The following is a 13,138-nucleotide window of genomic DNA, read 5'->3' on the forward strand; positions in this document are numbered from 1 at the left end:
CCCGAAGCCGCGTTCGGCGCCGCTTCGTGCCCTAGCTGAAGCGGACGCTGTCCGGCTGGCGGGCGGCGGCCATCTCTTCGGGTGTCGGCCGGCGCCGCGCGACGATCTCGTCGCCAGCGGGGTCCCAGTCGATCAGGCCCCGATCAGCGAACTGGCCGAGCCAGTAATCCATGCACCAGCGGCGATGCTTGGCATGGAAGCGGCGGGCATTGGCCAGAATGGCGTCGAAATGCGGCAGCGGCGGCACATGGACGGTGTGGTGCTGGTGATAGGCGCGGGCCCCGGCCGTCCAGTAGAGCGGCACGCCGGCCGGATCGAGACGCGCGGCAAGATCGGTCTCTTCACCGCCATAGCCGATGAAGCGTTCGTCCATGCCGCCGAGCCGCTGCCAGGTGGCCTTGCGCACCGCAAAGGAGAGCCCCCAGAACTCGCCCGTATTCGCCTCGCGTCGCAAGCCGGCGCGGGGCATGTCCGGCTTGGACGGATGCACGATGCCGACGGCGTCGAGCGCGTCGAAGTCGAGCGCGCCGTCGATGGCGCCGCCCGGCAGATACAGGACCTCGCCGAGGAAGAAGCCGTCGGTCTGCGCGCAGGCGTCAGTGAAGCGCGCGACGAGGCCAGGTGCGGCGACGCAGTCCACATCGAGGAAGATCAGCGTCTCGCCCGTCGCCGCCTCGGCGGCGCGATTGCGTGCCGCGGCCAGGGGCAGGGCTTCGCCCGGCACCGTGAACTGGCGCACCGGGATCCCGATCTCCGGCAGGTCCGGCTCGATCGCCGGCTGCATGCAGGCGATGACGAGTTCGTCCGGCTTGCGGGTCTGTTGGCGCAGGCTCTCCATCAGGTTCAGAAGATGCGGCCGCCGGTTGCGGGTCAGGGTGAGGACGCTGACCGTCACTGGATCGGCGCCCGTCCGGCGCGGGTCCGGAAATGCGTCACGCCCTCGATGATGCCGCGGGCGTGGCTCTGCCGCGCGACATAGGAATGGGACAGGTCCGACCGGCTGGCGAGGCTGTCGGAATAGTTCGCCACGATGATCGACTGCGGCACCGAGCGCAGCATCTCGATATCGTTGCCGCTGTCGCCGGCCGCAAAGACCGCCTCGTCGGGCAGCGACAGGCGCTGGCGCAGATAGGTGATCGCCGCGCCCTTCGACGCGGTGACTGGCAGGATGTCGAGATAGCGGCCATGGCTGTGGATGACGGCGGCGGCCAGTCCGCGGCGCTGGAGATGCGCACGGATGCCGGCGACGATGCTGCGGTCGCCCTCGGCCAGATAGCTCAGCTTGAAGGCGCGCTGTTCCAGCGGCGCCTGCGGGGCGATGCCCGGATAGTTCGCCAGAGCGGCAGCGATCCGCCGCCGCTGCCAGCCAGTGGCGATGCGCCGGCTCCAGTCGCGGTCGCGGCGGTAGGTGACGCCGTTCGGTTCGAGGAAATAGATCTCGGTGCCGACCGAGGAGATGATGATCTTCGGGTTCGGCGCGGCCTGCTGTTCGAGGATCGAGAGCGCGCTGTGCAGCGAGCGTCCGGTCGCGACCGCGAAGTCGAGCGCGGTTTCGCGGGCATGCCAGCGGGTGAAGGCCTGGATGCAGGCGTCCGAGCCGGTCAGCGTGTTGTCGATGTCGCAGACGAGCAGCTGCGGCTGGTGGATGATCTGCGCCGGCTTGGCACCTGCGACCAGCCGTTCGACCAGTTGCCGGCAGCGCTCGGCATGCCGGGTCCAGTCATAGGCGTCCACGGCCCTGGCGCCGTTGGCGGCGTAGGTCGCGTGAAGCGCCGGGTCTTCGAGAATGGCGCGGCAGGCGCCGGCGATGGCGTCGGGCTCGTGCGGGTTGACGAGGCGGCCGTTGTTGCAGCGCTCGATGATGTCGTTCGGGCCGCCGCTGTCGGTGGCCACGAGCGGCAACCCGCTTGCCGCCGCTTCGAGCAGGGTCAGGCCGAAGGGCTCGTTCAGCGCCGGATTGACGAAGATGCCGCCGCGGGCGCGGGCATGGGCGTAGAGGGCCGGGATGTCCGCAGGCCGATGGGTCTTGGGCACCGCGACGCGGCCATAGAGGTCGTGGCGATCGATCGCCTCCAGGATCGCGCGCATCTGGCCGGCGGCTTCCTCGCCGAGCTCGCAGAGATCGCCGCGGGTGCCGGCGACGATCACCAGATTGGCGTTCTCGCGCAGCCAGGGATCGCGGCCGAAGGCTTCGACGAGCATCGGCAGGTTCTTCTTGGCGACCGGCCGGGCGATCGCCAGGACGACCGGCTTGTCCGGTTCGCGGAGGAACGGCGCGATCATCGCATCGACCGCATCGGTGGTGGTCGCGCCGCGATAGGCGTCGAGATCGCTGCCGGGCTCGATGATCCGGATCTTGCCCGGCTCGTAGCTGTCATAGGCGGCGTACTGGACCTCGGCCTCGTCGCGCGACGAGGCGATGACGAGGTCGGCGGCTGCGAAGGTCCGTTCCTCGATGGCGATGCGCCGGTCGAGGACGGCGGCCGTCTCCGCCGGCATCTCGCCGGTTCTCATCGCCGCGCGCTTGACGCGGCCGAGCGAATGGCCGGTGAACAGGAAGGGAATGCCGGTCTTTGCGCGCACCAGTTCGGCGACGGTTCCGGCATCGGCGTAATGGGCGTGCAGGCAGGTCGGCGCCTCGGGCTGGTCGCCGAGCCACTCCAGCAGATACTCGGCGAAGCTGGTGGTCTCGGTGAAGAGTTCTTCCTTCGCCAGATATTCGGGACGGACGGTCGGCAGCCGGAGGATCTCGACCTTGTCGTCGATCCGCTCCCAGCCCGGCCGGTACTCGTCGCCATACTCGCTGTTGAAGCCGCGCGTGGCGATGACGATACGGTCGATGCCGGGCGTCCTGGCCTGGGCCGCCACCAGCTCGAGCAGATATTTGATGTGGCCGCCCGTGTCCGGGGTCAGGCCGTAGCTGACATCGGTTGCCCGGAGGCAGCCCTGAAGAGCGACGTGTACGACGAACAAGGCGCCTACCTCTTCCGTTTGGATACTGACGAAATGGTCTGACCGCCCATATGGCCGGCGATGAAACCGCTTCGAGTCGCTCAGGTCGCCCCTAACATTTTTCCGACGCCGCCGGATCTGTCCGGCGGGACGGAACGGATCGTTCACGATCTGTCCAAGGCGTTGGATTCGCTGGGGGTCTCCGTCACCCTCTTCGCCCCCTCCGACAGCCGGTGCGACATTCCGCGCATCGGTACGCTGCCGAGCCTGAAGGGGCTGGAAGAGCGCCATGGGTCCGTGCCGCCCTCGATCCCGCAGGTTCTGGAGGCGGTCCAGATGGAAGAATTGCGCAGACGGCTAAGCGATTTCGACATCGTCCACTGCCATGGCGAGTTCTTCCATGCGGCGCTTCTGGGCGAGCGGCGGCGGCGTTCGCTGACCACCATCCACTGGCGCGTCGACGAACTCGACCGGGAGCTGTTCTTCGCGGCTTTTCCCGACCTGCCGGTGGCGGGCATTTCGCAAAGCCAGCTCGATCGGATTCCGGCCGCCAACCGGGCCGGCGTCGTGCATCATGGCCTCGACGAAAGCCGCTATCGCCCGGGGGGCGGGGGGGGTGGATATGCCGCCTTCGTCGGCCGGATGACCGACCAGAAGCAGCCGGATGCCGCCATCCGCATCGCAAAGGCTGCGGGCATACCGATCCGGCTGGCCGGGGCCGTCGACGTCGGCAATCCCACTTATTTCGACGAGAAGGTCGCGCCGCTGCTCGGCGAGGACGCCCGGTTCATCGGTCCGGTGGACGATGCGGGCAAGCAGGCATTGCTCGGTGCGGCGACGGCGCTGCTGTTTCCCATCGACTGGCCCGAACCCTTCGGCCTCGTGATGATCGAGGCGATGGCCTGCGGCACGCCGGTGATCGCCTTCGACCGGGGCTCGGTGCCCGAGATCGTCGAGGACGGCGTCACCGGCTTCGTGGTGCGTAACGAGGCCGAGGCGGCGGACGCGCTGCGGAAGGTCGGTGATCTCGACCGCGATGCGATCCGCGCGCGTTTCGAGGCGCGGTTCACCGCCAGGCGGATGGCCCAGGACTATCTGCGGCTCTATCGCGAGCTTCTGGCCCGATGAGCCGGCTTCGCACTGCGCTGATCGCCTGGGACTATCCGCCGAGCGCCAGCGGCCTTGCCGTCGCCGCCCGCGAGATCGCCGAAAGCCTCGCGGCGGCCGGCGCGGAGGCCCATGTCTACACGCTGGACCGGCAGGGCAGCGAAGTGATCGAGGGCGTGCGGGTGATCGGCTGCCAGCCGCCCGAAGGCGGGGCCGGCCCTTGGCTGCGGCGACGGGCGGCGATCGGTCATCTGGTGGCGCCGCGGTGGTTCGCGGCCCGCATCGCGGCGGATCATCGGCAGAGGCCCTTCGACTGCCTGGAGGCGACGAACTGGTACGCGCCGGGGGCGTTCGCCAGCCGGATTCCGGACCTGCCCTTCGTCACTCGCCATTCCACGCCGGCGATTTCGACCGGCGCCATCTCCGGCGGCCTGCGCGACCGTATGGACGGCCGCTATGCCTGCCGCCTGGAGGCGACGACCGCTCGGCGCTCGGCCGGCCATATCTTCAACACGCAGAGCCATGGCGAGAAGGTGCGGGCTCTCTACGGGCTCGACGAGGCCGCGCCGCAGGCGGTCATCGGCCTGTCGCTGCCGCCGGAGCGCCTGGCGCGCGCGGCCGGGGCGCCCTATCCGCCGGCGGGGGAGGAACTGCGCCTGCTCTCCGTCGGCCGCGCCGAGGCGCGCAAGGGCTTCGATTGTCTGATGGGGGCGCTGGCGATCCTTGCCGACGAAGTCGCCACTGGAGCATTGCCGCGCTTCCGGCTCGATCTCGTGGGGATCGGCGCGGAAGACCTGCCGCCGCTCGACGATCGTGCCCGCTCCTGTCTCACGCTGCACGGCCGGCTCGACGACGCGGCGCTCGATGCGGCTTACCGGGAGGCCGATCTGGTCGTCGCGCCATCGCGCTACGAGTCCTTCGGCCTCGTCTATCAGGAGGCGCTGGCCTTCGGGCGACCGGTGATCGGGCTGTCCGTGGACCCATCCGCCCGTCGGGTCGTCGGCGACAGTGGCGCCGGTCTTCTGGCCGCCGACGCCTCAGGCGCGGCCCTTGCCGATGTCTTGCGCCCGGCCCTGGGCGACGCCGATCTGCGCCTGCAACTTCATCGTCGGGCCGTGGCGGCGGCAGGGCGCTTTACCCGCCAGACGCTCGGCAAGGAGACGCTGGCGCTCTACGAAGCGGCGAGGGAGTTCCGGCGTCAGTCGGCATAGGGCGTCAACAGCGCATCGCGCTCGAACAGGCGCCCCTTGCCGGGCTGCAACGCCTCGTAGCGCTCGGAGCGTCGTTCGACATGGGCCCGGGACAGATGGTGCTCGATGACGAGGTTCGGCGCGATGAAGCTGTCGCGCCATCCGCCGGCGAGGGCCGGTCGTTCATGCACCTTGCCCGCGTAGCGCACGACGCGACGGTTCAGGCGGTACTGGATGTCGGGGAAGAGGTCGGAGAGGACCCCGTCCACGCGGTTGCGGCGCGCGAGCCCGACGGAGAGGCAGCCGCCCGCGTCGGCGAGAGCCGCGACATGGCCGAGGGCCGCGAGCGTTTCCTCACCCACGGTTTCGTCGGCGTCGAGCTGCAGCACCCAGTCGTGCCGGGCCATCTCTTGTCCGGCATTACGCTGGGCCGCGAAATCGCCGGCGAGGGGCCGTTGCAGGATGCGGATCGTCTCGGGCCAGTCTGCCGGTGGAATGGTCCCGGCCGTGGGCGGTTCGTCGATGACGATGCAGAGATCGTCGAGGACGCTGGCGACCGGGCCGAGCTGATCGCGAAGATTGCTGAGGTCGCCGGGACGGCAGATGACGACGAGCGACACCGGGACCGCAGGAGATGCGGCGAGTGGATGGATGTCGGCGATGGCCGGGCATTCCGTATAGGGATTGCTCAAGGCGGCCCGCTGTTCGTCGTTCACCGGGCTGGCGACGAGCCCGCGTGACAGCGCCAGGGTCCGCGCGCTGTAGCTTTCGACGAAGAACGGATCGTCCGGCGCCAGACTAAAACGCTCGCCGGCCAGGCGGGCATCGATCAGGGTCGGCAGCCGCCCCGATGCGAGGGCGGCCGCGTCTGCGAGAAGACCGCAATGGCCACATTCGCGCCAGGCCGCATGGTGGCGGGCGGCGCGCTCGCTCTTGCGCATGTCGCGGGCGCGGCAGACGGGGCAACGCGGCAGCCGGGTTTCCGGCGCAGCGGCCAGCGGAGCCGCGCTGCGCTCTGTCCCGTCCGGGAGCGTCACGCCGTCACGCCCCGACGATGTAGCCGCCATTCGGATGAAGGACCTGGCCGGTCATGTAGGAGGAGTCCTGGCAGGCGAGGAACAGCACCGACGGGGCGATCTCGTTGGGCTGTCCGGCCCGCTTCATCGGGGCCTGCTCCCCGAAGCCCTCGACCTTGTCGGCCGGCATCGACATGGGAATGAACGGCGTCCAGATCGGCCCCGGTGCGACACCGTTCACACGGATCTTGCGGTCAAGGAGGTTGCTGGCCATGGAGCGGGTGAGGGCAGTGATCGCGCCCTTGGTGGAGGAATAGGCGATCAGGGAATCGTTGCCCTTGTAGCTGTTCACCGAGGTCACGTTCACGATGGCCGCACCGTCCGGCAGGTGATCCAGCGCCGCCTGCATCATGTAGACATAGCCGTAGACATTGGTCTCGAAATGCTTGGCGAGTTCGGCCTGCGAGAGGTTCTGCAGGTCGTTCTCCTCCATCTGGTGAGCGGCGTTGTTGACCAGCACGTCCAGCCCGCCGAACGCCTCGACCGTCCGCTTCACGGCATCGGTGCAGAATGCCTTGTCACGCACGTCGCCGCGGATCAGCAGGCATTCGGCGCCCTCCGCCTCGATGGCGCTCTTCGTCTCCTCGGCGTCCTCGTCCTCCTCGAGATAAAGGATCGCGACCTTCGCCTTCTCGCGGGCGAACAGCACCGCCGAGGCGCGCCCGATGCCGCTGTCGCCGCCGGTGATCAGGGCCACCTTGCCGTCGAGCCGCCCGGAGCTCGGGTAGCGGGGCATGTAGTCCGGCGCCGGCGTCATCTCGCTCTCACGGCCCGGTGTGGCGTCCTGGTGCTGGGCGGGAATGGAACTCGTCATCTGGCTATCCTTCTGTTCGACGTCCGCTTTCCGGGGAAGACGCAGAAGGCCGGCGGTCCGTTCCCTCGTCGGCCGCAAGAACTTGACTATAAAAGTCATGTTATTATACCCGCCCTGACGGGGGCAAACACGGGGAACGGACATGACCGATAATCATCGGAGCGGCATCGGCTGGCCGAAATGGCCGTGCAGCATCCGCGTCCGGTCCTGCGCGGCGGTCCGGCTGCGAGGCCTCCCATGGTGACGTCCTGCGCGCCCGACGGTGACGACACCCCCGCACGCGAGGCGGAAACCAAGTTCTGCGCCGCGGTGGAGATCGCCACCCAGACGCCGGCCGGCTTCCTCGATCATCTCGCCGGCATCCTGGCCGATCACATGCCGCCGTCCCGCCAGCCCGGCGACGGCCTGGCGCTCGACCTCTATGGCGCGCGGGCGCGGATCGAGGGCCGCGGCGAGGCGCTGGCCGCCTGCGCCGATGCCAGCGACCGCGGCGCGCTTGCCAACATGAAATATCTCATCGCCTGGAACATGCGCGAATTCTTCGGCCCCGATGTCGAGATCGCATGGTCAGGCGACGGCGAGGGCACGTCCGAGCTGCCGCAGTTCCGCGAGATGCGGGTCGTCGACGCGTGGCAGGTGACGCCGAAGCTGCGCCGGGTGCGCCTGACCGGCCACGATCTGGCGCGGTTTCAAAGCGGCGGGCTGCACATCCAGATCCTGATCCCGCCGAAGGGGCGCAAGCCGGTCTGGCCGAGTGCCGTGCCGTCGGGCATTCCGGCCTGGCCGGAAGGCGAGGACAAGCTGGTGCTGCGGACCTACACGATCCGGCACATCGACCCCGGTGCCGGCTTCGTCGACATCGATATCGTGCTGCACGATGGCGAAAGCCCCGGCTCGGACTGGGCCCGCGCGGTCCAGCCCGGCGATCCGGTGGGGATGATCGGTCCGGGCGGCGGCGGCGCGGTCCCGGCCGAGCGCATGCTGCTGGCCGGCGACGAGACCGCCCTGCCGGCGATCGCCCGGATGCTGGAAGAAATGCCGGCCGATGCCGTCGGCACGGCGATCATCGAGGTCGAGGATGCCGGCGAGATCCAGTCGCTCGCCCATCCGGCGGGCTTCGAACTGGTCTGGCTGAACCGCGAAGGCCGGGCTGCCGGGACGACGACACTCCTGGAAGAGGCCGTCGTGGCGCTCGACTGGCCGTCGCAGGCCGGCACGTCGGTGTGGATCGGCTGCGAGTTCAAGGCGTTCAAGCGGCTGCGCCACCATTGCCGTCGCCATTGGGGGCTGAAGGCGCGCGACCATCTGGTCGTCGCCTACTGGCGCGGCGAGGCCGAGCCGGCAACCGGCGGCGTGCATCGCTAGCCGCAAAGGCATCTCCCGAACGGCCTGAGATGGCTGGCCGCAGCCCGCCCGGATGAGTCATTCCGCCGCGAGGATCGCCGGACGCACGACGTCCTGTTCCTGCGCCAGCACCAGCCGGCGATACGCTCCGTCTTTTTGCAGCAAGGCGTCATGCGCGCCCTCCTCGACGATCCGACCGGCATCGACGACGACGATGCGATCGGCGTGGCGGATGGTCGACAGGCGGTGGGCGACGACCAGCGTGGTGCGGCCCCTGGCGAGCTCGGCCAGCGCCGTCTGGATGGCGCGCTCGGTCGCGGTATCAAGCGCCGAGGTTGCCTCGTCGAGGATCAGGATCGCCGGATCCTTGAGGAACATGCGGGCGATCGACAGCCGCTGCTTCTGGCCACCCGACAGTTTCAGCCCGCGCTCGCCGACGATGGTGTCGAGGCCGTCCGGCAGACGCTTCACGGTGTCGGCGAGATGGGCGCGCTCCAGCGCTTCCCAGATCTGCGCGTCGCCGGCATCGAGCCGCCCATAGGCGACGTTGTCGCGGATGGTGCCGCCGAACAGGAAGACGTCCTGCTGCACGACGCCGATATGGCTGCGCAGCGCGGCAAGCTGCAAGTCGCGGATGTCGATGCCGTCGATGGTGATGGCGCCCTCGACCAGATCGTAGAAGCGCGGCACCAGCGCGCAGATCGTCGTCTTGCCGGCGCCTGACGGGCCGACGAAGGCGATCGTCTCGCCGGCCTTCACCGACAGGTCGATGCCGTTCAGCACCGGATGGCCGGTCGAATAGGTGAAGTGGACGTTCGAGAAGCAGATGTCGCCGGCGAGCCTGTCGACGGCGCGGGCGCCCGGCCGGTCGACGATGTCGGGCTCGGTGTCGAGAAAGTCGCAATAGCGGCGGAAGCCGGCAATGCCCTTCGGATAGCTCTCCAGCACGGCGGCGATCTTCTCGACCGGGCGGAAGAACACGCCGACCAGCAGGAGGAAGCCGACGAAGCCGCCATTCGTCAGGTCGCCCTCGATAACGTAATAGGTGCCGGCGACCATGACGATCACCTGGGTCAGCCGCATCGACAGATAGTTCAGCGACTGGCTGACCGACATGATGCGATAGGCGTCCAGCTTGCGGCCGCGATATTGCGCGTTGTCGCGGGCAAAGAGCGCGCGCTCGTGATCCTCGTTGGCGAAAGCCTGGACGACGCGGATGCCGCCGACATTCTCCTCGATGCGGGCGTTGAAGGCGCCGACGCTGCTGTAGATTGCCCGCCAGGTGTCGGTCATGCGGGCGCCGTAGCGCACGGTCAGGATGGTGCCGACCGGCACGACGACGGCGGTGATCAGCGCCAGGTCGACATGGACGAACAGCATCAGGACGAAGGCGCCCAGGAAGGTCATCACCGCGATGAACAGATCCTCCGGCCCGTGATGGGCGATCTCGCCGATCTCCTCCAGATCCTTGGTCAGGCGGCCGACGAGATGCCCGGTCTTCTGGTTGTCGAAATAGCCGAAGGAGAGCTTCTGGAGATGATCGAAGGCGCGGCGGCGCATCTCCGTCTCGATATTGATGCCGAGCATGTGGCCCCAATAGGTGACCACCGCCATCAGGCCCGTATTGAGCAGATAGATCGCCAGGAGCCCGACTGCCGCGGCGATGATCAGGTTCCACTCGCCGCTCGGCAGCAGCGTGTCGATGAACACCTTCACCGCGATCGGGAAGGCGAGTTCCAGGAGGCCGGCCAGCACCGCGCAGCCGAAATCGAGAACGAACAGGCCGCGCCACGGGGCATAATAGGAAAAGAACCGCGCAAGCATCGGGGCCTCGTCTTCATCTCTGGTGCGCCGCGACGGGCGGCACGGCTGCTGCCGCGGCGCCCGTCCGGTCGCGCGTTTCTTCGATTGGGGCGGGTACGCCGGTCCGCGTGGCAAATGCGAACTTACCGGAAGCGGATCGGCACCGTCAGCGAAACCCCCTTGCCGCCGGGGGGCGCGGGGAACGGGCTGGCCCGTCTCAGCAGTGAGACCGCCGCATCGTCGAGGATCCGGCCGGCCGAACCTGCGACCCGCACCGAGGTGACGCGGCCGTTGCCATCCATGCGGAAGGAGACCGTCACGGTGCCGGACCCGCCGCCGCGCGGACTGCGCTTGTAGCGGTTGAGCCGGGCCTGCACGGCGTTGCGCCAGCTTGTCAGCGCCGAACGCGAGACCCTTGCTCCCTGCGAGACCTGCTGCTGCTTGCGCCCCTTCGTTGCGGTCGAGGGCGGCGGCGCGGCCTTCTTCACCTGGCGGCGCGGCGTCTTGCGCTCGACCTTCTGGCGGGGCTTGCGCGGCTTGATCTCCTGCTTCTTCTCGCGCACGGCCTGCCGGACCTTCGGCGGCGGGGTCGGGCGGAAGGTGGGCACCGGCACGACATCCGGCGCCGCCTCGACGACGGGCTCCGGCTCCGGCGCGGGCTCAGGTGTCGGCTCGGGCTCCGGCGTTTCCGGTTCCTCGACGTCGGGAGGGGTGGGCTCCGGCGTCGGCTCGGGTTCGACCCGCTCTTCCGGCTCCGGTTCAGGAACGGGTTCAGCGACAGGCTCCGGCTCAGGCTCCGGCTCGATTTCGGGCTCGGGCGTCTCGATCTCGGGCGGCGTCTCGGTCGCTTCCGGCTCGGTGACGGCTTCGGTGGAGGCGATGTCGGGCGTTGCCGCGGGCGCGGCGAGCTCGATCAAGATCGGGGCCTGCTCGTTACCGGCCGGCGGCTCGTCGGGCACCCGTGCGAGCACCGCATAGGCGACGGCGCCATGGGCCGCGACCACGAGCAGCGCGGCCAGCGGCCAGCGCACGAGGCCGGCGCGCAGTGGCCGGGTGCCGTCGCCGAAGGGGATGCGATCGCCGTCGCGGGCCATGGGCTCAGTCCTGCCCCGGAACTGCCGCCGTGGCGACGCCCGCGCCGGTATCCTCAAGGCCGACGAGACCGATCTTCAGATAGCCGGCGGTCCGCAGCTGGTTCATCACTTCCATCAGGTCGCCATAGGCGATGGCGCCGTCGGCACGCAGCAGGATGCGCTCGTCGCGATTGCCACCCGTGGCGGCATCCAGCCCTTCGGCCAGCGCTGCGGGATCGACCTCGTTCTCGCCGATCAGCAGCGTGTTGTCGGCCTGGACCGTCAGATAGATCGGCTCGTCCGGCCGCTCCTGCGGCTCGGCATTGGACAGCGGCAGGTCGACGGGCGCGTCGACCGTGGAGAGCGGCGCGGCGACCATGAAGATGATCAGCAGCACCAGCACCACGTCGATGAAGGGCGTGACGTTGATCTCGGAGAGTTCGCCGGCACCGCCCAGATCGTCGCCGCCGCCCTGGTTGAGGTTGATCCCCATCGGCCTACTCCGCGGCGGCCATCAACGGCGCCGCCTCCCGGGTCGTGTGGCGACGGTCGAGGTCGCGCGACAGGTGCTGCAGGACCAGCGCCGAGCCGTCGGACAGGACGGCGCGATAGCCGGCGATGGAGCGGGCGAAGACGTTGTAGACGATGACCGCCGGAATGGCGGCGACGAGGCCAATGGCGGTGGCCAGCAGGGCTTCCGCAATGCCGGGCGCGACGACGGCGAGATTGGTGGTGTTGGCCTGACTGATACCGATGAAGGCGTTCATGATGCCCCAGACGGTGCCGAACAGGCCGACGAAGGGGGCCGTCGAACCGATGGTGGCGAGAATGCCGGTGCCGCGGGAGATCGAGCGGCCGGCGCCGGCCTCGATGCGCGACAGCGCAACCGAGACGCGCTCCTTGATGCCGTCGTCGGACAGGTCGGCGGACCGTGCCCGCTCCGCTTCAGCGCTCTGGGCAAGGGCTGCCACCGGGCCGCGCCAGCGGCGGCGGTTCGCGGTCAGCGCCTCGGTCAGCGTCTCGGCGCGGGCGAGACGGCGCACGCCGACCCGTGCGCGGCGCTTGGCAAGTGCCAGTTCCATCGCCTTGGACAGGCCGATGGTCCAGGTGACCAGCGAGGCGAAGGCGAGGCCGATCATCACGGCCTTCACCACCCAGTCGGCGGCCATGAACATGCCCATGGGCGACAGATCGTGGGGCAGCGTCGCGTTGCGTTCGTCGGAAGCGACCGGCGAGGCGGGGGCGAGGGCCGGCTCCGCCGACGGGGCGTCTGCGGCTGCTTCGGCTGGCTCGACCGGCGCCGTGCCGGAGGCCGGGACTGACGGCGCGGCGGTGGACGGAGCGGGCGTCGTCACCTCGTTCGTCACCGCGGTATCCGCTTCGGCAGCAGCTGGTGCGGCCGGCTGCGCTTCGGCAGGGGCTGCCGGCGTCGCTGGTGTCGCCGGGGCTGCCGGGGCGGTTTGCGTTGCCTCGGTCTCTGCAGCGGAAACGCCGGTCGGAGCTTCGGCCTCGGGTGCCGCTTCAGGCGCTGCCGTCGGCGCCGGCTGGGTCGGCTCGGCCGTTGCGGGCGACTTGTCAAGGGCGTCCTGCGCCATGGCCCGATCCGCCATTTGCGGCGTCGCCATGACGGCGAGGGCCAGGGCGATTGCGATGGAAAGCCGGGGCAGGACGGACCTGCAGGCAGAAAAATGGGTCATGATCGGCCGTTCGTCTTTCGGGCATTGCCCGGTCACTGTCCCGCCAGGACCGGCCGGACGCGGTCGGCTGCCGGGCACGGAA

11 protein-coding genes are annotated in these 13,138 nt (G+C 69.3%); 3 read left to right on the top strand and 8 right to left on the bottom strand.

Annotated features, from left to right (window positions below; genetic code table 11):
* Positions 1-31 precede the first annotated feature (31 nt).
* Both SI859A1_RS03205 and SI859A1_RS03210 read right to left on the bottom strand, forming a co-directional pair.
* Positions 32-895, bottom strand: a complete 864-nt coding sequence (locus SI859A1_RS03205; RefSeq protein WP_009208425.1) for a glycosyltransferase family 2 protein — start codon at positions 893-895, stop codon at positions 32-34.
* On the bottom strand, positions 892-2,973 hold the full coding sequence (locus SI859A1_RS03210) for an HAD-IIB family hydrolase (protein ID WP_009208426.1): 2,082 nt from the start codon (positions 2,971-2,973) through the stop codon (positions 892-894). The genes SI859A1_RS03205 and SI859A1_RS03210 overlap by 4 nt, the downstream gene beginning before the upstream one ends.
* A gap of 60 nt (positions 2,974-3,033) precedes the next feature.
* Between SI859A1_RS03210 and SI859A1_RS03215 the strand changes: the two genes are divergently transcribed.
* Both SI859A1_RS03215 and SI859A1_RS03220 read left to right on the top strand, forming a co-directional pair.
* Positions 3,034-4,080: a glycosyltransferase family 4 protein gene (locus SI859A1_RS03215; RefSeq protein WP_009208427.1), complete on the top strand. Its 1,047-nt coding sequence runs from the start codon at positions 3,034-3,036 to the stop codon at positions 4,078-4,080.
* Entirely contained in the window at positions 4,077-5,270 is a 1,194-nt protein-coding gene (locus SI859A1_RS03220) for a glycosyltransferase family 4 protein (protein WP_009208428.1), read from the top strand. Before SI859A1_RS03215 ends, SI859A1_RS03220 begins: the two co-directional genes overlap by 4 nt.
* Here the strand turns inward: SI859A1_RS03220 and SI859A1_RS03225 are convergent.
* Both SI859A1_RS03225 and SI859A1_RS03230 read right to left on the bottom strand, forming a co-directional pair.
* On the bottom strand, positions 5,258-6,316 hold the full coding sequence (locus tag SI859A1_RS03225; protein ID WP_244400885.1) for a glycosyltransferase family protein: 1,059 nt from the start codon (positions 6,314-6,316) through the stop codon (positions 5,258-5,260). The genes SI859A1_RS03220 and SI859A1_RS03225 overlap by 13 nt on opposite strands.
* The gene (locus tag SI859A1_RS03230) at positions 6,291-7,139 is read right to left on the bottom strand and encodes an SDR family oxidoreductase (RefSeq protein WP_040325131.1); all 849 of its coding nucleotides are present in this window, start codon (positions 7,137-7,139) and stop codon (positions 6,291-6,293) included. Before SI859A1_RS03230 ends, SI859A1_RS03225 begins: the two co-directional genes overlap by 26 nt.
* A 237-nt stretch (positions 7,140-7,376) precedes the next feature.
* Between SI859A1_RS03230 and SI859A1_RS03235 the strand changes: the two genes are divergently transcribed.
* Positions 7,377-8,504 (top strand): siderophore-interacting protein, encoded by a 1,128-nt coding sequence (locus SI859A1_RS03235; RefSeq protein WP_161600104.1) that lies wholly within the window; start codon positions 7,377-7,379, stop codon positions 8,502-8,504.
* Positions 8,505-8,561: 57 nt separating this feature from the next.
* Here SI859A1_RS03235 and SI859A1_RS03240 read toward each other — a convergent pair whose 3' ends face one another.
* From SI859A1_RS03240 to exbB, 4 genes are all read right to left on the bottom strand, one after another.
* On the bottom strand, positions 8,562-10,307 hold the full coding sequence (locus SI859A1_RS03240; RefSeq protein WP_009208432.1) for an ABC transporter ATP-binding protein: 1,746 nt from the start codon (positions 10,305-10,307) through the stop codon (positions 8,562-8,564).
* Between the two features lie 122 nt (positions 10,308-10,429).
* Positions 10,430-11,380 carry an energy transducer TonB family protein gene (locus SI859A1_RS03245; protein ID WP_040325133.1) on the bottom strand — a complete coding sequence of 317 codons (951 nt, stop codon included), beginning with the start codon at positions 11,378-11,380 and terminating at the stop codon, positions 10,430-10,432.
* Positions 11,381-11,384: 4 nt separating this feature from the next.
* Positions 11,385-11,852 carry a TonB system transport protein ExbD gene (gene exbD, locus SI859A1_RS03250; protein ID WP_009208434.1) on the bottom strand — a complete coding sequence of 156 codons (468 nt, stop codon included), beginning with the start codon at positions 11,850-11,852 and terminating at the stop codon, positions 11,385-11,387.
* 4 nt (positions 11,853-11,856) lie between these two features.
* Positions 11,857-13,056 (bottom strand): tonB-system energizer ExbB, encoded by a 1,200-nt coding sequence (exbB, locus tag SI859A1_RS03255; RefSeq protein ID WP_040325135.1) that lies wholly within the window; start codon positions 13,054-13,056, stop codon positions 11,857-11,859.
* Positions 13,057-13,138 lie beyond the last annotated feature (82 nt).

It is taken from the genome of Aurantimonas manganoxydans SI85-9A1, from assembly GCF_000153465.1.
Lineage (GTDB): Bacteria > Pseudomonadota > Alphaproteobacteria > Rhizobiales > Rhizobiaceae > Aurantimonas > Aurantimonas manganoxydans.